The sequence below is a fragment of the Salmonella sp. SJTUF15581 genome (genome assembly GCF_043356775.1).
In the GTDB taxonomy this organism is placed as follows: domain Bacteria; phylum Pseudomonadota; class Gammaproteobacteria; order Enterobacterales; family Enterobacteriaceae; genus Salmonella; species Salmonella enterica.
Map to the genome: position 1 here is coordinate 157,844 of NZ_JBEUJY010000010.1, position 25,394 is coordinate 183,237.

22 protein-coding genes are annotated in these 25,394 nt (G+C 49.8%); 6 read left to right on the plus strand and 16 right to left on the minus strand.

What is annotated here, in order from left to right; genetic code table 11:
• Window positions 1–221: 221 nt before the first annotated feature.
• From pcoE to pcoA, 7 genes are all read right to left on the minus strand, one after another.
• Complete coding sequence (pcoE, locus tag ABVN36_RS17475) at window positions 222–656, minus strand: copper resistance system metallochaperone PcoE (protein ID WP_000723069.1); 435 nt, start codon at window positions 654–656, stop codon at window positions 222–224.
• 217 nt (window positions 657–873) lie between these two features.
• The gene (gene pcoS / locus ABVN36_RS17480) at window positions 874–2,274 is read right to left on the minus strand and encodes a copper resistance membrane spanning protein PcoS (protein WP_001211180.1); all 1,401 of its coding nucleotides are present in this window, start codon (window positions 2,272–2,274) and stop codon (window positions 874–876) included.
• Window positions 2,271–2,951: a copper response regulator transcription factor PcoR gene (gene pcoR / locus ABVN36_RS17485; protein ID WP_001188930.1), complete on the minus strand. Its 681-nt coding sequence runs from the start codon at window positions 2,949–2,951 to the stop codon at window positions 2,271–2,273. Before pcoR ends, pcoS begins: the two co-directional genes overlap by 4 nt.
• A gap of 54 nt (window positions 2,952–3,005) precedes the next feature.
• Entirely contained in the window at window positions 3,006–3,884 is an 879-nt protein-coding gene (pcoD, locus tag ABVN36_RS17490; protein ID WP_229692861.1) for a copper resistance inner membrane protein PcoD, read from the minus strand.
• Window positions 3,885–3,939: 55 nt separating this feature from the next.
• On the minus strand, window positions 3,940–4,320 hold the full coding sequence (gene pcoC / locus ABVN36_RS17495; RefSeq protein ID WP_020219105.1) for a copper resistance system metallochaperone PcoC: 381 nt from the start codon (window positions 4,318–4,320) through the stop codon (window positions 3,940–3,942).
• A gap of 39 nt (window positions 4,321–4,359) precedes the next feature.
• Window positions 4,360–5,250, minus strand: coding sequence for a copper resistance outer membrane transporter PcoB (gene pcoB, locus ABVN36_RS17500; RefSeq protein ID WP_001378118.1), 891 nt, complete (start codon window positions 5,248–5,250; stop codon window positions 4,360–4,362).
• Between the two features lie 5 nt (window positions 5,251–5,255).
• Window positions 5,256–7,073, minus strand: coding sequence for a multicopper oxidase PcoA (gene pcoA, locus ABVN36_RS17505; protein ID WP_000925240.1), 1,818 nt, complete (start codon window positions 7,071–7,073; stop codon window positions 5,256–5,258).
• 234 nt (window positions 7,074–7,307) lie between these two features.
• On the opposite strand from pcoA, the gene ABVN36_RS17510 reads away from it, so the two are divergent.
• Window positions 7,308–7,757, plus strand: a complete 450-nt coding sequence (locus ABVN36_RS17510) for a copper resistance protein (RefSeq protein WP_001023257.1) — start codon at window positions 7,308–7,310, stop codon at window positions 7,755–7,757.
• Window positions 7,758–8,045: 288 nt separating this feature from the next.
• Complete coding sequence (locus ABVN36_RS17515) at window positions 8,046–8,783, plus strand: peptidoglycan DD-metalloendopeptidase family protein (RefSeq protein ID WP_000287501.1); 738 nt, start codon at window positions 8,046–8,048, stop codon at window positions 8,781–8,783.
• 33 nt (window positions 8,784–8,816) lie between these two features.
• Here the strand turns inward: ABVN36_RS17515 and ABVN36_RS17520 are convergent, their stop codons facing one another.
• The 7 genes from ABVN36_RS17520 to silC all read right to left on the minus strand — a co-directional run bounded on the left by ABVN36_RS17520 (window position 8,817) and on the right by silC (window position 18,486).
• Window positions 8,817–9,014, minus strand: coding sequence for a DUF2933 domain-containing protein (locus tag ABVN36_RS17520; RefSeq protein WP_000843494.1), 198 nt, complete (start codon window positions 9,012–9,014; stop codon window positions 8,817–8,819).
• 40 nt (window positions 9,015–9,054) lie between these two features.
• Window positions 9,055–11,532: an Ag(+)-translocating P-type ATPase SilP gene (silP, locus tag ABVN36_RS17525; protein ID WP_001398208.1), complete on the minus strand. Its 2,478-nt coding sequence runs from the start codon at window positions 11,530–11,532 to the stop codon at window positions 9,055–9,057.
• 97 nt (window positions 11,533–11,629) lie between these two features.
• A complete protein-coding gene (locus ABVN36_RS17530; RefSeq protein WP_000758229.1) occupies window positions 11,630–12,070 on the minus strand; it encodes a DUF411 domain-containing protein in 441 nt (146 codons plus the stop codon).
• A gap of 86 nt (window positions 12,071–12,156) precedes the next feature.
• A complete protein-coding gene (gene silA, locus ABVN36_RS17535) occupies window positions 12,157–15,303 on the minus strand; it encodes a Cu(+)/Ag(+) efflux RND transporter permease subunit SilA (protein ID WP_020219104.1) in 3,147 nt (1,048 codons plus the stop codon).
• Window positions 15,304–15,313: 10 nt separating this feature from the next.
• A complete protein-coding gene (silB, locus tag ABVN36_RS17540; RefSeq protein ID WP_001381488.1) occupies window positions 15,314–16,606 on the minus strand; it encodes a Cu(+)/Ag(+) efflux RND transporter periplasmic adaptor subunit SilB in 1,293 nt (430 codons plus the stop codon).
• Window positions 16,607–16,719: 113 nt separating this feature from the next.
• Window positions 16,720–17,073 carry a cation efflux system protein CusF gene (gene cusF, locus ABVN36_RS17545; RefSeq protein WP_001246155.1) on the minus strand — a complete coding sequence of 118 codons (354 nt, stop codon included), beginning with the start codon at window positions 17,071–17,073 and terminating at the stop codon, window positions 16,720–16,722.
• Window positions 17,074–17,100: 27 nt separating this feature from the next.
• Window positions 17,101–18,486: a Cu(+)/Ag(+) efflux RND transporter outer membrane channel SilC gene (gene silC, locus ABVN36_RS17550; RefSeq protein ID WP_000475507.1), complete on the minus strand. Its 1,386-nt coding sequence runs from the start codon at window positions 18,484–18,486 to the stop codon at window positions 17,101–17,103.
• 189 nt (window positions 18,487–18,675) lie between these two features.
• Here silC and silR point away from each other — a divergent pair, with 189 nt between their 5' ends.
• The 4 genes from silR (at window position 18,676) to ABVN36_RS17570 (ending at window position 22,004) form a co-directional block, all read left to right on the plus strand.
• Window positions 18,676–19,356, plus strand: a complete 681-nt coding sequence (silR, locus tag ABVN36_RS17555; RefSeq protein ID WP_000697968.1) for a copper/silver response regulator transcription factor SilR — start codon at window positions 18,676–18,678, stop codon at window positions 19,354–19,356.
• Entirely contained in the window at window positions 19,349–20,830 is a 1,482-nt protein-coding gene (silS, locus tag ABVN36_RS17560; RefSeq protein ID WP_000555736.1) for a copper/silver sensor histidine kinase SilS, read from the plus strand. Before silR ends, silS begins: the two co-directional genes overlap by 8 nt.
• Before the next feature lie 244 nt (window positions 20,831–21,074).
• Complete coding sequence (gene silE / locus ABVN36_RS17565) at window positions 21,075–21,506, plus strand: silver-binding protein SilE (protein ID WP_000790485.1); 432 nt, start codon at window positions 21,075–21,077, stop codon at window positions 21,504–21,506.
• Window positions 21,507–21,653: 147 nt separating this feature from the next.
• Complete coding sequence (locus ABVN36_RS17570) at window positions 21,654–22,004, plus strand: DUF305 domain-containing protein (RefSeq protein ID WP_000647571.1); 351 nt, start codon at window positions 21,654–21,656, stop codon at window positions 22,002–22,004.
• A gap of 168 nt (window positions 22,005–22,172) precedes the next feature.
• Here the strand turns inward: ABVN36_RS17570 and ABVN36_RS17575 are convergent, their stop codons facing one another.
• Together ABVN36_RS17575 and ABVN36_RS17580 are read right to left on the minus strand one after the other, a co-directional pair.
• A complete protein-coding gene (locus ABVN36_RS17575; RefSeq protein ID WP_001239419.1) occupies window positions 22,173–23,999 on the minus strand; it encodes an AAA family ATPase in 1,827 nt (608 codons plus the stop codon).
• Between the two features lie 642 nt (window positions 24,000–24,641).
• Window positions 24,642–25,339 (minus strand): IS1 family transposase gene (locus tag ABVN36_RS17580; protein WP_223367361.1). Its coding sequence is split into 2 segments (ribosomal slippage): window positions 24,642–25,090 and window positions 25,090–25,339, totalling 699 coding nucleotides; the frame shifts between segments, so codons are not numbered across the junction.
• Window positions 25,340–25,394: the final 55 nt, after the last annotated feature.

Genomic DNA, 25,394 nt, shown 5'->3' on the forward strand with positions numbered 1-25,394 from the left:
ACGCTGTTCCAACATTATGCCTTGATGTTCTTGCAGGAACTGCAATTTACAGGAGGAAAAAGGTGTTTTTGTAGTTATCTGGCGTTACGTGACAGTGTTGGTCAGATACTTCCACCTCTTCAGAGTTAAAGTTTGATATATGGGAAAAAAAACGCTCCCGGACGGGAGCGTAAGCCAGTGACTTCGGCGTCAAATGAGGGTCTAACAAGTGGAGCTGCGGGTTAATTCTGGGTGATCTGACTGCGATGCTTATCAGCCTGCTGCTGGTGAACAACGGAAGACTGACCATTATTCGCCTTCTCATGTACAGCTGCGGCCTTCTCATGCTCGCTCATTTCAGAAAATGACTTTGCTGTTTCGTTGGTAGCTCCGGGTTTAGCTTTCATCATTTTTTTATGCATTTCAGCCATGTCCTGGTGGGCAGCAGAATTGCTGTTTTGCATCATGTCATGGGACATTGCGGCCTGATCGTGACTGCTCATATCCATCATTGTCATGCTGTCTCCCTGAATTGCACTTTTTTCAGCAGATGACTGCATCTGGTGGGCAGGTGCCTGTGCATTATTTACCTGGTCATGCATGTTCATTGTCTCTGCAGCCATGGCAGATGAAGCGGCAGCCATAATGGCAACAAATGATACGAGAATCTTTTTCATGGTTGGGTCTCCGGTGTTTACATACCCAAACAATCAATGGCTTATAACAGAGAAAGCAGTTGATCTCAGGGCGGGTTAATCATCACTCCAGGAACCAGGTGATTGTGTTATCACGCTGCTCCTGATTTATGAATAATTATAAAAAACCGCCTCTGTTTATCGCGTGACTGAATGATGACAATTTTGTCACCTTCCAGGTTTCTCCTGAACAACGGGATTAATCCATTAACAGGCGCACTTTGAACACAATTTCACGCCCCTGCTGTTCTGCTGACAGCTCGCCGCCGTGAGCATGAATGATCGACCTTGTAATTGATAATCCCAGCCCCGCGCCTTCCGTGTTGTAGAACCTTGATGAGTCTGCGCGATAGAACCGGTCAAACAAACGTTCCAGATTAGCGGGAACCTGGCCGGACATCGTATTCGTAATCATCACGTTCACACAGTCACTGTCACGCTCAAGGTGTATCGCTGTACAGGTGTTATCGGGAGAATACTTGATTGCATTGGAAAGCAGGTTACTGAAAGCACGTCGGAGCATATCGCTGTCTCCGGCAACAACGCCCTCTCCTTCAACCGTGATTGTCTTTCCTGTTTCGTCTGCCAGGGGCTCGAACAACTCACGTAATTCATTCAGTTCGGCTGCCAGATCCACATCATGTTTATCCAGCCGCAGCAGACCATGCTCTGAACGTGCCAGAAAAAGCATGTCACTGGTCATTCGTGACAACCTTTTCAGTTCTTCCAGGTTAGCGAATAAAATTTCGCGGTAATGCGAAACATCCCTTTCCTTAGCCAGTGCAAACTGCGTCTGCATCATCAGATTACTGACTGGTGTGCGCAGCTCATGCGCGATGTCAGACGAGAAATCTGACAGTTTCCGGAATGCCCCCTCCAGGCGATCAAACATATTATTGAACTCCTGCATGGTCTCAGAGATTTCCGGCGGAGCCAGATCGGGATTTAGACGCTGATCCAGGCTGTGTACGGTCATGGAGGAAGCCAGACTGGTCATTTCCCGTAGCGGTTTCAGACCAATACGTGTGGTCAGCCAGCCCAGAAAAACAGAAATAAAGACCAGACCGATATTGAACCAGAACAGCCAGGTACTGAGTTTGTCCATAAACAGGGTGTGATACCCAGTATCCGTGGCAACCGTAATGATGACATGTTTGCTTTTACCCTGTTCCGGCGTCACGGCAACCCGCCGCGAGATACTGCGGTACACGGTGTTATTTTCTTCCGTCTGGATCATATAGTCGAGAATATCACCCGACTTATTAAGCAGGACCGCTGGAACAACAGAATTTTTGGCATAGAGTTCAACAATTTTTTCATTTTCCATGTTTTTTATAGAAATGAATAAGCCATTGTGCCCCACCATCGCATCGTTTATTTTTTCTGATAATGACTTAATATCCGTTTTGTTCCTGAACGTCTCTGTTTTAAGAAACTCTTCGGTGAGCTGAAGTTTACCTGTCAGAAAATCGCGGTCCTGATTATCGAAATAGCCATTAAGGGTGCTAATCAGGATAAAACTTGATAACCACCATACCGTAAGCATCACCGCAGAAAAAATCAGGCTCAGGCGTGTGGTCAGGGAAATTTTGAACCTCACTCTTCTCTGATCTCCAGGACATATCCGGCACCGCGAACGGTATGGATCAGTTTTGGCTCAAAGTCATCATCAATTTTACTTCTCAGACGTCTCACGGCGACATCAATCACATTCGTATCACTGTCAAAATTCATGTTCCAGACCAGGGACGAGATAAGACTCCTGGGTAACACTTCTCCGGTGCGTTGCAGCAGCAACTCAAGCAGAACGTATTCTTTACCGGTGAGATGGATCTTCTTCCCCGAACGGATCACGGTCCGGCGCACCATATCAACGGTCATATCGGCGATGGTGCAGACTGTTGCGGCCTGCGAGCGTGCCCGGCGCAGTAGGGTTCTTACACGTGCAACCAGCTCCGTAAAATCAAAGGGCTTAATCAGGTAGTCATCTGCGCCAAGCTCCAGTCCTTTCACTTTGTCCCGCACGTTGTCCTTTGCGGTTAAAAACAGGACCGGTTCTTCGTGCCCGGACTCCCTCAGTGCGCTGATGATTTGCCACCCGTCGAGGAAAGGCAGCATCACGTCCAGTATTATCAAATCATACTGTCCCTTCGACGCGGCCCCGAGACCATCGCGGCCATTATTAAAGAGATCGGCCTGATAGCCTTCCTCAACCAGTCCCTGCTGCAGGTAACGACCTGTTTTTTGTTCGTCTTCAACGATTAAAATACGCTGCATGGTCAACTCGCTGATATGAAAGTAAAAATCTCACGCATGAGCTTTGGCTGTCCCCTAGCTGACCTGAGACGGAGCAAGCATTCCGAGCCACGCTACGGCGCCCAGAATGATAATCGCAACAACGAATTCTGTCAGGATGCTGTTTCGCATCAGGGCAACGCTGCGATCATAATTCCCTTCCCTGACCATAACTTCAAGCCGGGGACCCAGGTGAAACCGGTTTGCTGCAGCCAGAAGAAGCATCAGAACAAACAGAGCCGTCTTGGCAAGCAATATCCTCCCCCAGGAACTGTTGAATAAGGGAGTTAAGTTACCCTCAGCAATATACAGATAGTTGACCAGCGCACTCAGGATCAGGGCTACAACAATCACCGTTCCTGCCGTGGCAAATTTTGCCAGGGAGTCAGATATCACAATGACGCTCTGTGCATTATGCTCGTTTCTGCGCATCAGCAGGATAGCAAATGCAACCAGAGCACCTGTCCAGGCACCTGCAGCGCCGAGATGGGTCAGATCGCTCAGTAAATGGAGATAGTAATGCAGACCGTCATGCATAACGGCGTGTCCTCCCCAGGCAAGTGTAGCCAGCGCCACGCCCCCACTCATCGTCATCAGCAGGCAGGACAATACTCTCTTATTAGTGTAAAGGAACAAAGCACCGAGTGTGGTAAACAGGGCACAGAGCCTGACAATCCAGCTAATACCCACATCAGTTTCTTCTATCACCATCTCGATAACATGGATGGATAATTCTCTGAGGTCAGTTACTCCACTCATGGCATTAGATACCAGGAGCATATTAATGCCAGTAAGAATGATGCCTGTAACAACAGCAAAAGTTATAAACGACCTGAAATTAGTCAGGTTATAGGTTTCATGTCTGACACCGCTTATTCCATATATCTGAAAAAATGGCAATCCAAATATTACCATCAAATCCAGATAAAGAAGAAAACGAATAACAATCATAATCAGGTCGTTCATAATATTACTTCACTGTAAAGGTGTAATTACCGGTAATAAGGTGCGTATCTGAAGAAACCGCGCGCCAGTCAACACGATAAGTGCCAGCGGGTAAAGGCTCTCGCGGAATAATGACCATCGATTTAGGGTCAGCGCCTGGCGCCACTTTTGCCGCGACCGGCATCGGAGAATGTGATGACATGCCTTTCATACCCGTCATCGTTAATTTTGCACCTGAGAATTTCACGGTCAGATTTTCCGAGAAATTAAGCTGAATCTTTTCCGGGGCCGCTACGGCTGAATCAGCCTGTGGCACAGAGCTTTTTAATTCCGGATGGGCCATAGCAGAGAAAGCAACGCCCATAACGAGGCCACCTGTAAGAATGGCTTTATTTAAAATCGACATTTTATTTACCTGTTTAGTTGAGTGTTTTATATCAGTGCGTTAAAACCAGATTCTGGCTCCCGCCAGGAATACTACCTGATGGTCTTTCTCACCTTCTCTTTTCGCCATATCGGATGTTTTCCCGTAAAGTTGATTCCAGGAAACGCCTATATAGGGTGCAAACTCACGGCGTATTTCATAGCGCAGCCGGAGCCCCAGCTCTGTGTCAGTCAGTCCCCTGCCGCGACCCCGCGATTCATCATCCTGACTGTAGAAATTCACCTCATAGGATGGCTGGAGTATGAGCCGGTTAGTCAGTAAAACGTCGTATTCTCCTCCCAGACGAAGGGCTGCTTTTCCGCCATTACTGACAAAACCCGTAATTTCAGACTCAAAATTATAGAGTGCCAGCCCCTGAAAACCGACAGCAGCCCAGGTCCGGGCAGAAGCAGGTCTGAAATCCTGCCTGACACCCGCAACCAAATCCCACCATGGGCCAACCGCATGTCCCCAGAGTAACTGCGCTTCAGCCGCCTCCGTTTCCCCATTGCTTCGTTCACCTTCACTCTTTAGCCAAATCCGATCTGTGTCGCCTCCAATCCAGCTGTTAACACTCCAGCTGAAATTGTTGGTGTTATCCGACCGTTGCCATTCCAGTTGATCCAGCAGAACCAGATAATTAATCGCACTGTCGTGAATCGCATGCCCCTGTAAATTGCCGAATGCAGCCTTCCGGTCGGCATCGGTAACAGGCGGAATTGGCGTTCTGCTCTCAGTTACAATGGGCTCCATTGACGTCATCTCAGTGAAATTCTCATCTGCTGGCATCTGCATGGCAGACATGTCGTGCCCGGCGTGGGGATCTGCAGAGACGGAGCCCGCCGCAATAGAAAGCTGTGAGGTAAACAAACCGGCGACCAGAACAGGTATGGCCTTCAAATTTCTCTTCATTCGCATCATTCCTCCACCCGGACTTCACGAAACATTCCCATTTCCATGTGATAGAGCAAATGGCAGTGATACGCCCAGCGGCCAAGCGCATCTGCTGTCACTCTGTAACTGCGTTTTGTACCAGGGGGAACATCTATTGTGTGTTTACGAACCATGAAATTACCGTTTTCATCTTCCAGATCGCTCCACATACCATGCAGGTGAATGGGGTGAGTCATCATGGTATCGTTGATCAGCGTGATCCTGAGCCGCTCACCGTATTTCAGCAGCACCGGTGCGGCATCTGAAAACTTGATTCCGTTAAATGACCAGGCAAACTTTTCCATGTGGCCGGTTAAATGCAGTTCTATGGTACGGCCAGGTTCACGTCCGTCAGGATCCTCAAAGCGGCTTTTCAAATCCGCGTACGTGAGAACCTTTCTTCCGTTATTTCGAAGACCAATACCCGGATCATTTAATTTCGGAGAGACGCTCATCGCCTGCATATCAACCAGTGGGTTATCCGTTTCTGACGCAGGATGACTTTGCATACCCGGCATTCCGGCCATCCGGGAATGATCCATACCGGCCATGCTGCTGTGATCCATGGGCGCGGAGGATGTCCCGCTATCCGGAAGGTCAGCACCGTCCATAGACATCATCTCTCCGCTGTTATCCATGCCTCCCATCTGGCTGTGGTCCATTCCTGCCATATCATGTCCCATTCCCCCCATACCCATATCTTCCATGGTCAACAGAGGACGGGGATCGAGGGGGGGAACGGCAGCACTTAACCCCTCTCTCGTGGCCAGTGTCCCTCGAGCGTAACCGGTCCTGTCCATGGATTGTGCGAAGATGGTATAGGCCTCACCCTGAGGCTCCACAATGACATCATAGGTTTCGGCAACGGCAATCCTGAATTCGTCAACGGTAACCGGGTTTACATACTGGCCATCTGCAGCCACGACCGTCATTTTCAGCCCGGGGATACGGATATCGAAATAGGTCATTGCCGAGCCGTTGATAAACCGTAAGCGTATCTTTTCACCGGGACGGAACAGTCCGGTCCAGTTTTTCAGCGGGGCCTGCCCGTTCATGAGATAGGTGTAGGTGTAGCCACTGACATCCGCGAGGTCAGTCGGATTCATTTTCATTTCAGCCCACATTTTCCGATCGGCAATGGTGGCTGACAGCCCCCTGGTATTCACGTCGCGGAAAAAAGAGCCAACGGTTGGTTTATTGAAATTGTAGTAATCCGACTGTTTTTTTAATTTTTTCAGCAGGCTGTGAGGATTTTCATCGGTCCAGTCAGACAACATGACCACATGCTCACGATCGTAAGTAAACGGTTCTGGCTCCCCGGCATCGATGATAATGGCACCGTATACCCCCTCCTGTTCCTGCAGACCGGAATGGCTGTGGTACCAGTAAGTCCCGTTCTGCTTAACCTTAAAGGTGTAAACGTAGGTATCATCAGGCTCTATGCCCATAAAACTCAGCCCCGGAACACCATCCATATTGGCCGGAAGAATAATGCCGTGCCAGTGAATGGACGTCTGTTCATTAAGACGGTTTTTGACCTTCAGGGTAATGGTGTCACCTTCTTTCCAGCGAAGAACGGGCCCCGGCAGGCCTCCATTGATTGTTTTGGCCTGACGCTCACTGCCCGTGATATTGACGGCCGTTTCACCAATGGTCAGGTCAAACTGAGTACCCTGCAGGGATGCGGCAACTGGCAGGCTCAGACTGGAACGCGCATTGAAACTCCATACGCCAAGACTTCCGGCTACGCCAGAGAGGGTTAACCCCTTCAGGAAAGTTCGTCGAGACGTTTTCAACAGCATGCGTATTCCCTTATTTAAAGTATGGTTACTGACAGAATTCGAGAACCGATTTAAATTAAATTACTGGTTCATCCACTTACAATAAAATGAATCTAGCACACCTTAAGAAACAAATTCATTACAATCGTGTAATGTACATAGCTGTATTACATTTACGTCATCTTCCCCACAGGTTGATTATTTTTATATATGATCATAAGGACATCTTTTATGTACCTCAGAAGGTAATTACACATGAATATATTAATCACGACCACTGCGTTTACAGCTTTATTTTGTGGGGCAGCTTTTGCTCAGTCCAGTGATATTGCCCATGAAGCACATCGATTTGTTAATAATGCCTCAGCCGTCAGTCATGTGAATTCCTCGACGCATGAAAACTTACCGGACAGGGTTAATAAAAACAACACGCCCTCATTCTCTGAAATGAATGAACATGAAAGGGCCATTGTTGCTCATTCATTTATGAACAACAGCGCGTCCTATGCGCATCAGAAAATGATTGAGGAACATAAAAAAATGCTGTCCGGCAGTGACGCAAATTCAAAGACCTCGTCTTCTTCTTTTAACGAACTGAATGCCGGAGAAAAAGCCGCTCTCGTGCATGAGCAGGTCAATAATGCCGGTGCGGAAGCACATCAGACGCAGGCAAGAAAGCTTCGCGGGCTGTATTCGACCAGGTAACTGCAGGCGGGTTAGTGCTTAGCGTCAGGTGCGCAGCAGGGCTTTACTGACGGGTTACGTAGCAGGACATGAGCCCCATATTGCTCTGCCGTAACCTGTTTCAGTCCCGTTAATCATCACCGTCGGGCTGGTCATACAGTTCCCAGAGCTTCAGGAGCAAACGGGAAACAAGATATGTTACAAAAATGACGACCATCAACGGTGCTCCCGATTAACTGACAGATGACACGCCTCCTGAAAACCCCTAGCATACGCCGCAGTGTTCATGCTAACGGCGAATTCCAGTAAATGTATTCTACCGATGTCGTAAAAGAAAATGCCTACCTTTCAGCCACCCGCTCGGGGCTGGAATCGAACGAGATCGCTACTCTTCAGCGCTCCTTGCCTTCCCGGTTTAATCTGCGGCATTTGAAAAAAAATGAATCATTAAAACTCGTACTGCAAAAGAAAGCGGGAAAATCACGTGTCGTGGCCTATAAATTTACGTCCGGTTCATTTAATTACACGGCGTATCGTATATCAGATAAAAAGTTCTATAACCTTTCCGATACTTCCGGGAAAGGCAGTCTCGATTATCCGTTACCGGCCACAGCAAGACTCAGTTCGCCTTTCAATCCTGCAAGACTTAACCCGGTATCGGGAAAAGTGAGTCCCCATAATGGCATTGATTATTCCATGCCCATGAACACGAAAATAGTCAGCGTCATCGACGGAAAAATCACCCGGGCCGAATACAACAGTACCATGGGATATTTTGTTGAAGTAACGGGAAAAGCCGGTGTTAAAACTCGCTATCTCCACCTCAATAAAATACTCGTTACTAAAGGGGCCAGGGTTACACGGGGAGGTGCTATTGCGTTATCCGGTAACAGCGGACGTTCATCCGGTCCTCATCTGCATTACGAGCTGGTCATCAATAACAACCCTGTTAACTCTCTGGCGTTCCGGGCAGCGGCACCCGCTGATAACAAACTCGAACAGCATGCCTTTGCGCATGCCAGAGACTACGAACGATACCTGGACTGATAACGGGACCGCGACGCGGCCCCGTCTGCCGGATTAATTTTTTTTATCGTTTTCACTTCCGTGATGTTGATGATCTCCATGCCCTCCGTGGCCGTGGAAAAGATGCATTAGCGGGCAGACCAGCAATAACAGATATGGCCAGTAACCTGCCACATGTGACCAGTGTTCGCGCAGGAGGGCAAATGCCGCGATCGCGGCGACAGCAATAAGCGCATAGGTGGTACTTTTCATACTGGACTCCTTCTGTTCGTAACTGACCCTTCACTCAGTGTTATTTCCCGAGCCTGACACTTTTCAGACGCAACGCATTCACAATGACGCTGACGGAGGAAAGAGCCATGGCCGCCGCCGCAATAACTGGCGACAGCAGTATTCCATACACAGGATAAAGCAGACCTGCAGCCACAGGCACGCCAAGTGCGTTGTAGATAAATGCAAAAAACAGATTCTGACGGATATTTTTCATGGTGATCTCTGACAGATGACGGGCCCTGTTCAGTATCATCAAGTCGCCTTTGAGAAGGGTGACTCCGGCACTTTCAATTGCCACATCTGTACCCGTTCCCATGGCTATTCCCACGTCAGCCGCTGCCAGCGCCGGGGCATCATTCACACCGTCTCCGGCCATCGCAACCACATGGCCAGACGCTTTCAGTCGGGTTATCACTGCTTTTTTGCCATCCGGCAGAATCCCGGCTTCAACCTCATCTATTCCCAGTTTCCGTGCGACTGCTTCAGCAGTAAGCTGGTTATCCCCGGTGAGCATAACAATGCGGATCCCCGCCTGACGCAAAGCTTTAAGCGCATCCGGCGTGGTTGCTTTCACGGGATCCGAGATAGCTATCAGGCCTGCAAGGTACCCATCTGTGGCCACATAGATAACGGTAGCGCCTTCCATCCGCAACTTATCCGCAACGGCCTTTTGATTATCAATAACGATACTGTTTTCCTGCATAGCCAGTTCATTACCAATAACAACCCGTTGACCTTCAACATCGCCTGAAACACCTTTCCCCGACGGAGCATTGAAATCACTGACTGCGGGTATCATGATCCCCCTGTGCTGGGCTGCCCGGACTACAGCCATACCCAGCGGATGCTGCGAGCCTTTTTCCACTGCGGCCGCTACACGTAAAAGAGATGCTTCCCCACCCGGATTGAGACTGATAATCCCTGTCACCGTAGGCGAACCTTCCGTGAGCGTGCCTGTTTTGTCGACAACCAGCGTGTCCACTTTTTCAAGACGCTCAAGGGCTTCGGCATTCCTGATTAACACCCCGGCCTGGGCTCCTTTGCCTACCCCCACCATTATCGACATCGGTGTGGCCAGCCCCAGTGCGCAGGGGCAGGCAATAATCAGGACCGACACAGCCGCAATCAGACCGTGCGCCATCCTGGGCTCGGGCCCCCAGACAGACCAGATCACGAAAGCAACAACCGCGATAAGTATCACCAGAGGAACAAACCAGCCTGAAACGCTGTCAGCCATTCTCTGGATGGGGGCACGCGAACGCTGTGCATCAGCGACCATCTGAACAATTCGTGAGAGCATCGTTTCATCACCGACTTTCTCTGCACGGATGATAAGACTCCCTGTCTGATTAATCGTCCCCCCAATGACAGGGTCATCCTTCGTTTTGGTAACCGGCATAGACTCCCCGGTCACCATCGATTCATCAACGGTTGTTTTGCCTTCGATCACGATACCGTCGACCGGAATACTCTCTCCAGGTCTGATGCGGAGCTTATCGCCAGGCAGGACATCTTCCGCATTAATATCCGTTTCATGACCGTCATGATCCAGCCGTCTGGCGGTTTTGGGGGCAAGGTTCAGAAGCGCAGTAATGGCGCCTGAGGTTTGTTCCCGTGCCCGCAGCTCAAGAACCTGTCCCAGCAGAACAAGCACCGTAATAACTGCTGCGGCTTCAAAATAAACGGCCACCAGGCCATCCATGTTTCTGAACGATGCAGGAAACCAGGAGGGGAAGACGGTTGCAATGACGCTGTAAACCCAGGCTACGCCGGTCCCCATTGCAACAAGGGTAAACATATTCAGGGAGCGGTTACGTAACGACATTCCGGCCCGGGCGAAGAATGGCCAGCCACACCACAACACGACAGGGGAGGCCAGAAGCAACTGCAGCCATGTGTTGTACTGTGGCGGTACTGTATTCCTCAAGTCGGGAAACAGATGAGATCCCATTTCGAGTACCAGAACCGGAAACGCCAGCAACAACCCCAGCCAGAAGCGTCTTGTCATGTCGTGAAGTTCATCACTCGGCCCCGTGGATGCCGTAGCTACGAGCGGCTCCAGTGCCATTCCACAGACAGGACAGCTTCCGGGACCACTGCGGCGTATCTCCGGGTGCATCGGACATGTCCACACACCTTCAGAATTCTCTTTTTCCGCCTGGTGGTGAGGCTGTTTTATCTGATCAGGGCTGACTTCGTGATGATCGTGGTGATGGTGATGGGAATGTTCACTGGCATCTTCGGTAAGATAACGATCGGGATGGGCTTTAAATTTACTCTCACAGCTGGCGGAGCAGAAATAAAGTTGATGGTCCTGGTATCGAATGCTGCTGTGCGCCCTGTCGGGCAGGATGGCCATCCCGCACACGGGATCTCTCACCTTATGCAATACGTGGCCCTCGTCCGGGGATAATGTCTGCTCAGAAGCAGTCTGGTTGTTGTGTTGCACTGCATTGTTATTTTTCACTGTAACTCTCCTTATGCATATCTGAAGCATTTTCTGTCTTCAGGGTATGTCATGGATGCGATTACCACGAATATCGCCGGCACAGGAGTGCCTGCTACCGGCGTCCCGTTATCAGCCGTTCCGCTGACTATTCGATTCGCTGGAAGACTTTTTTACTTCCATCCGGTGAGAATGCGATAACATCGTAAGCCTCTTTTCGGGCTCCCATCTCCATTCCAGGACTTCCTGCTGGCATACCGGGGGTGGCGAGACCGTATATACCCGAACCAGACTGCATTGCCTTATGTATCGTTGTCGCAGGCACATGGCCTTCAATGATCAAATTACCGGCAACCGCGGTATGACAACTTCGTAGTCCTGCAGGAATAGCATGCTTTTCTTTCTGGGCTGACAGCGCCTGATCATTCATGACGTGAGTTCGTACTTCGAACCCGTCTTTTTCCATCGCTTTGCCCCACAGGGAACAACAGCCACAGTTTTCAGATTTGTACATATCAATGACTTTTTCACTCGCCATCGCGGGTAGTGAAAGGCCGAGAGCCAGCGCCATTAGAACCACTTTTTTCATACTCACCTCTGTATATTATCGATATAAACCCTGACGTCAGGGTGAATCAGTAAAGAAGGACACCCACAGGGGGTGCCCTTTCAGGTTCAGGACACGCTTTTTTTATGTCTGCGCAGCCAGATTAATTTGTAGGCGGCAGGAATAATGAACAGGGACAGCAGCGGAGCCGTGATCATCCCACCAATCATGGGTGCCGCGATACGGCTCATGACTTCTGAACCTGCACCGGTTCCCCAGAGTATTGGCAGCAGACCCGCAATGATCACCGCCACGGTCATGGCTTTCGGCCGGACACGCAGTACGGCACCATGATAGAGGGCTTCATCAAGGCCTTCCGGTGTGAACGTCTCTTTACGGGACAATTCCGGGTGCGCGTCAATGGCATGACGCAGATACATCAGCATGACCACGCCAAACTCTGCTGCCACCCCGGCCAGAGCGATAAACCCCGTTCCGGTTGCGACAGACATATGGAAGCCCTGCCAGTACAGGAACCATATCCCGCCAACCAGGGCGAACGGCAGGCTCATCAGGATCAGCAGGGCTTCATCAACCCGGCGGAATGCCAGATACAACAGGATGAAGATGATCATCACCGTCATCGGCACCATCAGCTTCAGTTTCTTGTTGGCATGCTCAAGCAGTTCAAACTGTCCGGAGAATGACACGCTGGTACCCGGTCTCAGTTTCACTTTCTGACTGATCGCCGTTTTAATGTCATTAACCACCGACACCATATCCCTGCCGCGCGCGTCAATGTAAATCCAGCTGGCTGGACGGGCATTTTCCGTTTTCAGCATAGTCGGCCCGGAAACGACCTTAATATCCGCAACATCGCCCAGCGTGATCTGCTGCTTCATCGGGGTCAGGATCGGCATCTGTTTCAGGGCCTGCGGGCTGTTCCGGTAATCCTGCGGATAGCGGATATTAATCGGGTACCGGGCCACGCCTTCAACCGTTTCCCCTACCGTCGCGCCGCCGATGGCTGATGAGATGAACAGCTGCACATCGCCCACCGTCATTCCGTAGCGGGAGGCTTTTTCCCGGTTGATATCCACATCAATGTAGCGCCCGCCTTCCAGTCGCTCTGCGAGAGCAGACACTACGCCGGGTACGGTTTTGGCGACCGCTTCGATACTCTGCGCCGTTGCATCGATATCGGACAGAACCGTTCCGGACACCTTGATACCTATCGGGCTTTTGATCCCGGTTGAGAGCATATCAATACGGTTACGGATTGGCGGCACCCAGAGGTTTGCCAGCCCCGGTAAACGGACGGTCCTGTCGAGTTCTTCAATAATCTTGTCAATCGTCATGCCTGGACGCCACTGATCCTCAGGTTTGAGCTGGATCGTGGTTTCAACCATTTCGAGCGGTGCGGAATCCGTGGCGGTCTCTGCTTTACCGGTCTTGCCAAATACAGAGGCCACTTCAGGAACGCTTTTGATTAACTTGTCCGTCGTCTGCAGGAGCGCTGCAGCTTCAGCCGGAGAGACACCCGGCAGGGTCGACGGCATATACAACAGGTCGCCCTCGTTAATCTTCGGCAGAAACTCACCGCCCACCTGGCTCAGCGGCCAGATAACGGTGAAAATGGACAAGGCCGCAACCAGCAGGGTTGTTTTTGGCCAGTGGAGAACCCACAACAGCAATGGATGATACGCTTTGATCAGTACCCGGTTCAGGGGGTTACTGGTCTCTGCAGGAATTTTCCCCCGGATCCAGAATCCCATCAGAATCGGAATGACGATGATGGCCAGCGCGGCCGCGCCCGCCATGGAGTACGTTTTCGTGAATGCCAGCGGGCCAAACAGACGTCCTTCCTGACCTTCCAGGGTAAAGATAGGAATAAAGGACAGGGTGATGATCAGCAGGCTGATAAACAGTGCGGGTCCCACTTCAACGGAGGCATCGGTAATCACCTTCCAGCGGGTGGCGTTGTCAATCTGCTCACCCGGATGCTGATGATCCCACTCCTCAAGCCGCTTATGCGCATTCTCAATCATCACAATGGCGGCATCCACCATCGCACCGACGGCAATCGCTATCCCTCCCAGCGACATGATATTGGCGTTCAGTCCCTGGAAGTGCATGACGATAAAGGCGATACACAGACCAAGCGGCAGAGAGATAATCGCCACCAGGGCAGAACGTACGTGCCACAGGAACAGGGCACAGACGATGGCCACCACGATAAACTCTTCCAGAAGTTTGGAACTGAGGTTATCAATCGCCCGGTCGATGAGCTGGCTGCGATCGTAGGTGGTCACGATTTCAACGCCTTCCGGCAGGCTGGCCTTCAGCGTCTCAAGTTTATCCCTCACTGCCGTGATAACGTCGCGTGCATTTTTACCCGACCGCAGGATCACCACGCCGCCAGCGACTTCGCCCTGGCCGTTCAGCTCGGCAATACCACGCCGCATTTCAGGCCCGGTCTGCACGCGGGCAACATCCCGCAGATAAACCGGCACGCCGTTCTCGCCTGTTTTCAGGACGATGTTATTAAAATCATCAATGCTCTGAAGATAACCGCTGGCACGGACCATATACTCAGCTTCGGCCATTTCAACGGATGAGCCACCGGCCTCCTGGTTAGACGATTCAAGGGCCTGTTTCACTTCGGGCAGGCTGATACCATACTGAGACAATTTTACCGGATTGACCTGAATCTGGTACTGTTTCACCACGCCGCCAACCGAAGCGACCTCAGCCACGTTCGGGATGGTTTTCAGCTCAAATTTCAGGAACCAGTCCTGCAGAGAACGCAGTTCTGAAAGGTCGTGTTTTCCGCTGCGATCGACAAGGGCATATTCAAATATCCAGCCCACCCCCGTGGCGTCCGGACCGATTTCAGAACTCACACCGGCGGGCAGTTTTCCCTGTACCTGGTTCAGGTACTCCAGCACGCGGGAACGGGCCCAGTACAGATCGGTGCCGTCTTCAAAAATGACATACACATACGAATCACCGAACTGTGAAAAACCACGCACGGTTTTTGCGCCAGGCACGGACAGCATGGTGGTGGTAAGTGGATAGGTGACCTGGTTTTCTACAATCTGCGGGGCCTGGCCGGGATAGCTGGTTTTGATAATGACCTGCACATCTGACAGGTCAGGCAAGGCATCGACAGGCGTGTTAATAATCGTCCATGTGCCCCAGATGCTGAGAAACAGGGCCCCCATCATGACCAGGAAACGGTTGGCGACAGAGCGCCGGATAATCCATTCAATCATCGTCGTCTCCTCAGTGCCCTGAATGCATATTTACAGGCTGGTCAGACATTGCTGGCATACTGCTTTCTGTTTTTTCAGGGTGGCGCATACGTTCCAGTGCGCCCGTAATATTGGCTTCAGAGTCAATGAGGAACAGGCCACTGACCACCACGGTATCGCCTTCATTCAGGCCGGAGCCGATGCCGGACTGTTGCTGTGACTCATGCAGAACGTGGATCTGTTTCGGCACAAACTTGCCTTCATCATCAACAGTAATCACGCGCTGTTCTTTGCCGGTATCGATAACGGCCTGGCTTGGTATCAGCAGCATCTCCTGGCTTCTGGTATTCAGTTTCAGATAGGCATTCATGCCCGGCTTGAGAAACTCATCCTTATTAGAAACCTGGAGACGGACCTGAAGCGTACGGGTTGTCTGATCCACGCTGGGAAGAATATTCCATTTTTCGACATGGAATGTTTTATCCGGATAAGCCGGTACCGAAATTTCAAACTGCGACGTATCTTTCAGCAGATAGGCGATAGATTCTGGCACTGCAGCGCTGATCCAGACCGGGTCCATTCCCTGAATCTGAGCCACCACCTTATCTTTCGAAATATTCATGCCGGTGCGCAGGTCAAATGCAGTAATGACACCATCAATAGGTGCTTTAATGGTAAAACGGGTCTGAATGCTCCGGGTAGAACGCAGTCTCTGAATATCCTCTTCCGGCATACCTGCCAGGCGAAGCCGTTCCAGAACGCCTTTAATTTGCGTGGAAGTACCACCGGTGCTGGATAACAGAAGGAATTCACTCTGTGCTTCCACCCAGTCCGGAATGGTAATATCGATAAGTGGCGTCCCCTTCTTCACATGATCGCCAATCGTCATGGGGTAGACTTTTTCGACAAACCCGTCAGAACGCGCCTGCACAATAACAAACTGATACTCGTTATAGCTGACATTAGCCGGGATTGTCTGAGAATAATTCAGCATTCCTCGCGTGACTTTTTGCGTTTTTAATCCCAGATTCTGAACCTGGGTTGGGTCGATACGGATCCCGCCACTGCTTTTATCGCCACTGTCATCAGCATATTTTGGCACCAGGTCCATATCCATAAAGGGCGATTTTCCGGGTTTATCAAATTTGGTATCCGGTTTCATCGGGTCATACCAGAAAAGTACCTTTCGCTCCGGTGCCTTTTGTTCGGTTTGTACTGTTTTTTGTGATGAGTTTACATACTGCCAGGCAGTAACCGATATCAGCCCCCCTGCTATGAGGCTGCTGATAATTATTGCAGCATATTTTATCTTTAAAGAAGCCATACAATTTTCCGCTAAAAAATCAAAACACCTGGCATATGCGCCTGACGGTTAACTCACACATATACCTATGTGAATGTACAGGCGCACAGGATGTAATCGCTCCGGACAGCCAATCAGGACTGCGTCACGTTAATGCTTTTGAGTAAGGAGATATTGCCCTGCTGAATAAACGAGAAATCGACATGGTTGCCTGTTTTCAGGGCATTAATAGCATCGTCTGCATTAACAAAAGTAAAGCGCATGGTCATTGCAGGCCAGCCCACCGCTGGAATTGCTTCATGCGAAATGGTGATTTTCTTAGTATTCATATCAATGTCTTTAACGACACCGGTGCCCTTGATAACTTGCTGTACCGAAGCATCACTGGCAGTATTCATATCGCCATGCTGATGTGTTTCAGCATGAAGACCGGCAGAAAACATGACAGAGAAGGCACCAAATAAAACGGCTTTAAGTGAATTACGCATTTTAATTTCCTGATTAATTAAATAAATTTACTCTACCCAACCGCCACCCAGCGCGGTAAACAGATTAATTTCGTTAACCTGCCGGGAATAGGTAAGATCGAGAATGGTTTGCTGGGTAGCGAAGAGGGAACGTTCTGCATCCAGCACTTCGATGTAACTGACAGCACCACTTGCATACAATCCTCTGGCACGCTGGAGAGTTATCTGAAGTGAATCAAGATAACGCTGCTGTGACTCAAGTTGCTGGCTAAGGCTGTCGCGCAGCGCAAGCGTGTCGGAAACATCCTTAAAGGCTGACTGAATTTTTTGTTCGTAATTAACCACCGACTGTTGCTGGCGAATTTCAGCCAGCTTCAGATTGGCTTTATTCCTGCCAGCATTAAATATAGGAATTTCAATTTTAGGGATAAAATTCCACATTCCACTTCCTGACGTAAACAGGCTGGACAGCTCCGTACTGCTTGTGGAAAGACCACTGGTCAGGGTAATTGAGGGGAAAAAGGCCGCTCGCGCTGCGCCAATATTGGCATCAGCCGCTTTCAGCTGATATTCCGCTTCCATAATATCCGGTCGCTGCAGCAAAATTTGTGAAGACAGATTTGGTGGCAATTTTACTGGGGCTATCTCCCCGCCTTTCATCCCTTTTTCTGACGGAAGTGCGCGGTACGTTCCCAGCACCAGTTGCAGGGCATTGTTTGCCTGAGCCAGATCGCCTTCTCGTTTGGCTATTTCGGCGCGGGTACTTTCGATTTGTCCTCGCGCCTGTTCAAGTGCCAGAACGTTCGTACTCCCGGTCACGAGCTGCTGCTCAACGAAAGCATAGGACTGTTGATAATTTTTCAGCGTTTCCCGCGCAATACGAAGTTGTTCGTACGCCAGTTGCTGGCTGAAATAGCTTTGTGAAACGTTGGATACCAGCAGGATGTGTACGGCCCGACGGGCTTCTTCGCTGGCAAAGTAGTTCTGGCGATCAGCATCACTCATGTTCTTAAGTTTGCCGAAAAAATCGAGCTCATAGCTGAGCTCCAGTCTCGCGTCGTACTCCTGTGTGGTCGGCTTGTCACCTTTCAGACCACCGCTGTATGTTATCCCGGATGAGGCATTCAGCTGGGGATAACGATCTGCATCCGTGACGTTGAACTGGGCTCGGGCCTCTTCAACCTTCAGGGCAGCCATTCTCAAATCACGGTTATTAGTCAGAGCTTCACCGATCAACCGGGTAACCTGGGGATCGACAAAAAAGTTACGCCAGCCCGTATCCTGATAGCCATTTACCGCTGGCGTCAGGCTGTTATGGGACAGTGAAAACTGCTGGGGTACCGGTGCTGCGGGCCGCTGATATTCAGGCGCAAGCGACACGCAGCCTGCCAGGATGAATATCGTGCTAATGCTGAGTAATTTTAATTTGAACATAACGCTTCTCGTCCAGGCAGACCTGGTAAATGGTTCAAATGAAGTCCAGAGTATTGATAGGGGTACTTTACCTAACGCTCTCTGTTTGCCGGGTGACAGGATAATGACAATGTTGTCATTTTTGCTGTAATCCGTTGATAACGATCGTGGGCGCAATAGAATGACATTAGCAGCCAGCCGGGGAGCAAGATGAAAATATTGATCGTCGAAGACGAAATTAAAACAGGTGAATATCTCAGCAAAGGGCTTACAGAGGCAGGGTTCGTAGTGGATCACGCTGATAATGGTCTTACCGGATATCATCTCGCCATGACAGCCGAGTATGATTTAGTCATTCTGGATATCATGCTACCTGATGTGAACGGCTGGGATATCATCCGCATGCTGCGCACTGCCGGAAAGGGTATGCCGGTCTTACTGCTGACAGCCCTCGGCACGATCGAACATAGGGTCAAAGGACTGGAACTGGGTGCGGACGATTATCTGGTTAAACCCTTTGCGTTTGCCGAACTGCTCGCCCGGGTGAGAACCCTTCTGAGGCGGGGAAACACGATGATCACGGAAAGCCAGTTTAAGGTGGCTGACCTCTCGATTGATCTCGTATCCAGAAAAGTCAGTCGCGCCGGAAACCGCATTGTGCTCACCAGTAAAGAGTTCAGCCTGCTGGAATTCTTCATTCGCCATCAGGGAGAGGTTCTTCCCCGCTCCCTGATTGCCTCTCAGGTCTGGGACATGAATTTTGACAGCGACACTAATGCGATCGATGTCGCAGTAAAGCGACTCCGCGCTAAAATAGACAACGATTACGAGACAAAGCTGATCCAGACAGTCCGGGGCGTGGGCTACATGCTGGAGGTCCCGGATGCATAGCAAACCTTCCAGACGCCCTTTCTCACTCGCTCTGCGGCTGACCTTTTTTATCAGCCTGTCCACGATACTGGCTTTTATCGCATTCACCTGGTTTATGCTGCATTCTGTTGAAAATCATTTTGCCGAGCAGGATGTCAGCGATCTTCAACAAATCAGCACCACACTGAACCGTATACTGCAGTCCCCGGTGGATCCGGATGATAAAAAAATAAGCAAAATAAAGGAATCAATTGCCAGCTACCGCAACGTTGCCCTTTTGCTCCTCAATCCCAGGGGGGAAGTGCTCTTTAGCTCAGCTCAGGGGGCGGCACTACGCCCGGCAGTGAATTCAGCAGATTTTAGCGAGCACAGCCGCGCACGGGATGTCTTTCTCTGGACGGTGGAGGATCCTGCGGGACCGATGGATACCGGGTCCGAAATGAAGATGGAAACATACAGGATTATCGCCTCCTCTGGTCAGGCGATATTTCAGGGCAAACAGCAGAACTATGTCATGCTGACTGGCCTATCCATTAATTTCCATCTCCATTACCTCGATGCGCTGAAAAAGAACCTGATTGCGATTGCCGTCGTGATAAGCCTGTTGATTGTTCTGATCATTCGAATCGCTGTCCGTCAGGGGCACCTGCCCCTTCGTAATGTCAGCAATGCCATTAAAAACATCACCTCCGAGAATCTTGATGCGCGACTGGAACCGACACGCGTTCCCATTGAGCTGGAGCAACTGGTTATCTCGTTCAATCATATGATTGGAAAGATTGAGGATGTCTTTACCCGCCAGGCCAATTTCTCTGCCGATATCGCGCATGAGATCAGAACGCCCATCACCAATCTGGTGACGCAGACTGAAATCGCACTGAGTCAGGATCGAACACAGAGGGAACTTGAGGATGTCCTCTATTCCAGTCTTGAAGAGTATAACCGGATGACCAAAATGGTCAGCGATATGCTGTTCCTGGCACAGGCAGATAATAATCAGCTGATACCTGACAGGGTCATGTTTGACCTCAGAGCGGAAGTCATGAAAGTCTTCGAGTTTTTCGAAGCCTGGGCCGAAGAACGCAATATCACGCTCAAATTTAACGGGATGCCCTGCCTGGTTGAGGGAGATCCACAAATGTTCAGAAGGGCGATCAATAATCTGTTATCCAATGCCCTGCGTTATACCCCGGAGGGACAGGCAATCACCGTCTCAATAAGAGAGCAGGAGAGCTTTTTTGACCTTGTGATTGAAAATCCGGGGAAACCAATCCCTGAAGAGCATTTATCAAGGTTGTTTGACCGTTTTTATCGGGTGGATCCGTCCAGACAACGAAAAGGAGAAGGCAGCGGCATCGGCCTTGCGATTGTGAAGTCAATCGTGGAAGCACATCACGGAAGAGTGCAGGTGGAATCGGACGTACACTCAACGCGTTTTATCTTATCCGTGCCCAGACTGGAGAAAATGATTCCGGACACCCAGTGCTGGGAATAAAGATTTAAATGACAAAGATGTCATTAGCCTGTCATGCAGCAAACAGAAGCCATTCGATATAATTAGTGCAACTTATCAGGAAGGCTGGATTGCTTTATCAATATCCGGCGTCAGTGGACGCCAGGAAATGAATATCCAGTCCCCTCCCGGAGAAATAAACACTTCCGAACCTGTTTCAGTTATGGAACTGAAAACACCGGTTGTACTCCCCCGGACATCACTAATTAAGAAATGGAGAGTTATCATGAAAAATATCGTATTAGCATCCTTGCTGGGCTTTGGCTTAATTTCTTCGGCCTGGGCCACTGAAACCGTGAATATCCATGAGCGGGTCAACAATGCACAGGCACCTGCTCACCAGATGCAGTCTGCTGCGGCTCCTGTCGGGATCCAGGGGACTGCACCTCGTATGGCCGGTATGGACCAGCATGAACAGGCCATTATTGCTCATGAAACCATGACGAACGGGTCGGCGGATGCGCACCAGAAAATGGTGGAAAGTCATCAGAGGATGATGGGAAGTCAGACCGTTTCCCCTACCGGGCCGTCGAAGTCATTAGCGGCAATGAATGAGCATGAAAGAGCTGCAGTTGCCCATGAATTTATGAATAACGGTCAGTCTGGCCCACATCAGGCCATGGCCGAAGCGCATCGTCGCATGCTCAGTGCAGGCTGACGGCGAGGGAAGTATCTGTGCTGTCCTTATTTCCTTGATAGATTTTTCCGTAACCGGATATATGGCAACATCTTTGCCCCCTACAGGGGGCATTTTTATCAGATTCTGCTACAGTTAACGGGCATCAACGCTAAAAGGATATTTTTTATGAAAGCCAGAAACACTTTATTTGCAGTATTAATGTTATCCCTGCCAGCGATTTCAGCAGAACATTCAGAAATGAAAATGACTGATATGTCTACCTCGGCTTCGTCACAGGAATATATGGCTGGCATGAAAGACATGCATGACAAAATGATGGCTGCCGTAAATGAGTCCGATCCCGACAAGGCTTTTGCGAAAGGCATGGTAGCGCACCATGAAGGGGCAATAGCAATGGCTGAGACCGAGCTCAAATACGGAAAAGATCCGAAAATGAGAAAGCTCGCGCAGGACATCATTAAAGCTCAAAAAGGTGAAATTGAGCAGATGAATAAATGGCTTGATAGTCAAAAGTAAACATTGTAGAAATGTCACGACAAGCGTGATTTTACATCGTTCCTGGGCGCGGGAGTCGGTTAATCTTTATATAATTCAAACCCGATTAATTTCGGGTTTTTACTACTCTGTACTCCGGTCCTTTGTTGAGGACCGGAATATATGCACCTGAGATGCTTATTTAATACATTATCTCGTCATGGATACAATGTCGCTCAGGATCTCAACCAGCTCGCTTCTCTCCTGCGTTCCGTCATGATAGGTTGATCTTGAGATGATTCTTTCTGATGTCATCTGAGGCCAGAATTTATCTAGTACATTATCGGGTTTCATTCCCACAGCCCGGCCGATTATTTTTTTAGCGTCACAGGTGTCCGTAAACGTGACGGCTACACCAGTAATTTCCTCGATAAGATCCGGGCACAGATAGTTTTCTATCTCACGTTTGCGCGTAGCGAAAAATACCTTACCGGCCTCCTCTACTTCTTTTTTACGCTTCTGGATGGACAGAACCTGTGCAGGGTCTCCCCCAATATCGGAGTCCAGAAATACGCACCAGGGAAGCCCCAGATCTTTGGCCAGATTCAATGTAACCCAGTGTTTGACGCTACCACACCCTCCTATGAGGACTGGCACTATTTTCACGTCCTCCAGAGAGGCTGGCAGCGCACCTGACTGTTTTAATGAACTGGCCGCATGCCTCAGGAAAGTAACATCCGACTTTCCCTCTACCAGAACAATCCCCTGCGCCCTTTCCATACCGGTCTCTGGCAGCACCCCCAGGCTTTCAGTGGCTTCCTTCAGCACTGCGTCATCCGGCATTTTTACTACGGGTTCACCCGCCTCATTTCGGGTAACATAACGTACGCCTTCGACAGGGATTAATCCGGCCAGCGCCGGGACATGGGTGGTGACGATAATCTGACGGTGCGGCTGGCCTGCCAGTGCCAGTAACGCTTTCATCAGCATCATCTGATAGTTCGGATGCTGTGACGTTTCAGGCTCCTCTATGGCATAAATCACATTTCTGGGCGTCCCCGCGACATTCTTTTCAGCCTCAGCCCGAAAAAAATTCAACAGGATAAGCCTCCTTATCCCGCTGCCGCGCTTATTGATGGGGATGCCATTTTCCCCGTCCAGGGTGAAATTGAAGGTCCACTTGGGTTTCTCCTTAAATCGTGGAGTCAGTTCACTGGCGAGTTCGGGGGCCATTTCACGTAATTTATCCAGCGTTCTCTGTGCGACATCCAGGACGCTGTCCTGAATCTCATTTTCCAGCGCTGTAATTTTGTCCTGCAGCGCAGCCTGAGCGTCTTTTACGGCCTGCTGTAAGGGGTTTTTAGCTTCGGAATCCCCGTCGCTGCTTTCCCTGTCGGCTTTGAAAATCGCATACGTGGGCAGCAAATCGAGGATCTTACCCCATAATGATTTTGTGTCGGTTCCGAACTCTTTATCGACATCCAGCATAATTTCCGAACAGGTATAGGGGGCTGCGGCTTCCCTGATGGCCTGACGCCATAACGATGCAGTGCGTTTATCCGCCACATTTTTTTCAACTTCTTTTCCCACCGCCTTGAGCTCAGAAATTTTCATGCCCAGTAAATTTCTCAGGGGCTCCTCATCCGGGTGGATGCAGCGGATGCAGGTCTGCTCCGGTTTTCCTGAGGTCGTTGCTTTAAACGTTTTGACGATTTCAAAATTGCCGTCCTCATTCAGCAGATGTTCTGAGGCGAGCGTGGTCTGCACCCTGTCGTCGATCATGATAAAATCGGGCAGGTCATCAAATTCACAGGCTATTTCAAAACGGCCGTCCCCTTCTCTTAGGCTGAAACAGTTCATGTCATTCTTGTCAGCCTTCATTCCTTCTGTTTCAAAAAAAATAGCCAGCGCTTCCAGAAGCGTTGATTTCCCAAAGTCATTACGACCGACAATACCCGTCATGCTTTCATCAATAATGATTTCAGTAGAGTTTCTGTAGCCTCTGAAGTTTTTCAGTTTTAATTTTCTGAGCCGCATATGAAGTCCTGTGTGTAAGAAAGCGTTTTGCTGCAACCTGAATACAAAATATATTTTCAAATGCCTGCCAACAAGCAGGGATAACCGTTATTCAGAATATCTTAACGACATTTCGGGATTATGATCTGGTCGCGCTTTCAGAACTTTACTGCCCCTCAAAACACCGGAAACTAACTTGTGGTTGGTTACATGGCAAAGTTAAAACTCCAGAATCACGGGTAATGATTTCAATGCTTATTATATTTTTTGGAATTGACTCATGAGCTTTATAATTTAAATGATAATAATAACCATTCTTTTATGCGTAATATTTGCTACTGGGGGTCAGTTTGGATATCGAAAATTATTGTACGTTAAGCTCATTTTTTATCATTTCTGGTTTTTTTGGAAACGTAATATTCTGGATGTTAAGACGGTCATGCGGGGACATTGAACACAGATAATCATGTCCAGGTACGAACGTCCCATATAGAGTGTGAGCATTGATCGTGCTGTATTTTCGTTTATAGTAGATAGATTCTGTATCATACAGAGCACGTGGTCAGCACTAAAGTACATTACGCTGACTTATTCTGTTCACTGAGGGCTGAGTACCTGCTTTCAAGGATTTATCTGCTGAATCATGCGGGTAATGACTCCAACTTATTGATAGTGTTTTATGTTCAGATAATGCCCGATGACTTTGTCATGCAGCTCCACCGATTTTGAGAACGACAGCGACTTCCGTCCCAGCCGTGCCAGGTGCTGCCTCAGATTCAGGTTATGCCGCTCAATTCGCTGCGTATATCGCTTGCTGATTACGTGCAGCTTTCCCTTCAGGCGGGATTCATACAGCGGCCAGCCATCCGTCATCCATATCACCACGTCAAAGGGTGACAGCAGGCTCAGAAGACGCTCCAGTGTGGCCAGAGTGCGTTCACCGAAAACGTGCGCCACAACTGTCCTCCGTATCCTGTCATACGCGTAAAACAGCCAGCGCTGACGTGATTTAGCACCGACGTAGCCCCACTGTTCGTCCATTTCAGCGCAGACAATCACATCACTGCCCGGTTGTATGCGCGAGGTTACCGACTGCGGCCTGAGTTTTTTAAGTGACGTAAAACCGTGTTGAGGCCAACGCCCATAATGCGGGCAGTTGCCCGGCATCCAACGCCATTCATGGCCATATCAATGATTTTCTGGTGCGTACCGGGTTGAGAAGCGGTGTAAGTGAACTGCAGTTGCCATGTTTTACGGCAGTGAGAGCAGAGATAGCGCTGGTGTCCGGCAGTGCTTTTGCCGTTACGCACCACCCCGTCAGTAGCTGAACAGGAGGGACAGCTGATAGAAACAGAAGCCACTGGAGCACCTCAAAAACACCATCATACACTAAATCAGTAAGTTGGCAGCATCACC

What these genes read in the sequence shown, in the direction of transcription:
- pcoE (WP_000723069.1), bottom strand. Translation starts at nt 656, where the DNA reads ATGAAAAAGATTCTCGTATCATTTGTTGCCATTATGGCTGCCGCTTCA.
- pcoR (WP_001188930.1), bottom strand. Translation starts at nt 2,951, where the DNA reads ATGCAGCGTATTTTAATCGTTGAAGACGAACAAAAAACAGGTCGTTAC.
- pcoD (WP_229692861.1), bottom strand. Translation starts at nt 3,884, where the DNA reads ATGGTAATATTTGGATTGCCATTTTTTCAGATATATGGAATAAGCGGT.
- pcoC (WP_020219105.1), bottom strand. Translation starts at nt 4,320, where the DNA reads ATGTCGATTTTAAATAAAGCCATTCTTACAGGTGGCCTCGTTATGGGC.
- pcoB (WP_001378118.1), bottom strand. Translation starts at nt 5,250, where the DNA reads ATGAAGAGAAATTTGAAGGCCATACCTGTTCTGGTCGCCGGTTTGTTT.
- pcoA (WP_000925240.1), bottom strand. Translation starts at nt 7,073, where the DNA reads ATGCTGTTGAAAACGTCTCGACGAACTTTCCTGAAGGGGTTAACCCTC.
- ABVN36_RS17510 (WP_001023257.1), top strand. Translation starts at nt 7,308, where the DNA reads ATGAATATATTAATCACGACCACTGCGTTTACAGCTTTATTTTGTGGG.
- ABVN36_RS17515 (WP_000287501.1), top strand. Translation starts at nt 8,046, where the DNA reads ATGTATTCTACCGATGTCGTAAAAGAAAATGCCTACCTTTCAGCCACC.
- ABVN36_RS17520 (WP_000843494.1), bottom strand. Translation starts at nt 9,014, where the DNA reads ATGAAAAGTACCACCTATGCGCTTATTGCTGTCGCCGCGATCGCGGCA.
- silP (WP_001398208.1), bottom strand. Translation starts at nt 11,532, where the DNA reads ATGCTTCAGATATGCATAAGGAGAGTTACAGTGAAAAATAACAATGCA.
- ABVN36_RS17530 (WP_000758229.1), bottom strand. Translation starts at nt 12,070, where the DNA reads ATGAAAAAAGTGGTTCTAATGGCGCTGGCTCTCGGCCTTTCACTACCC.
- silA (WP_020219104.1), bottom strand. Translation starts at nt 15,303, where the DNA reads ATGATTGAATGGATTATCCGGCGCTCTGTCGCCAACCGTTTCCTGGTC.
- silB (WP_001381488.1), bottom strand. Translation starts at nt 16,606, where the DNA reads ATGGCTTCTTTAAAGATAAAATATGCTGCAATAATTATCAGCAGCCTC.
- cusF (WP_001246155.1), bottom strand. Translation starts at nt 17,073, where the DNA reads ATGCGTAATTCACTTAAAGCCGTTTTATTTGGTGCCTTCTCTGTCATG.
- silC (WP_000475507.1), bottom strand. Translation starts at nt 18,486, where the DNA reads ATGTTCAAATTAAAATTACTCAGCATTAGCACGATATTCATCCTGGCA.
- silR (WP_000697968.1), top strand. Translation starts at nt 18,676, where the DNA reads ATGAAAATATTGATCGTCGAAGACGAAATTAAAACAGGTGAATATCTC.
- silS (WP_000555736.1), top strand. Translation starts at nt 19,349, where the DNA reads ATGCATAGCAAACCTTCCAGACGCCCTTTCTCACTCGCTCTGCGGCTG.
- silE (WP_000790485.1), top strand. Translation starts at nt 21,075, where the DNA reads ATGAAAAATATCGTATTAGCATCCTTGCTGGGCTTTGGCTTAATTTCT.
- ABVN36_RS17570 (WP_000647571.1), top strand. Translation starts at nt 21,654, where the DNA reads ATGAAAGCCAGAAACACTTTATTTGCAGTATTAATGTTATCCCTGCCA.
- ABVN36_RS17575 (WP_001239419.1), bottom strand. Translation starts at nt 23,999, where the DNA reads ATGCGGCTCAGAAAATTAAAACTGAAAAACTTCAGAGGCTACAGAAAC.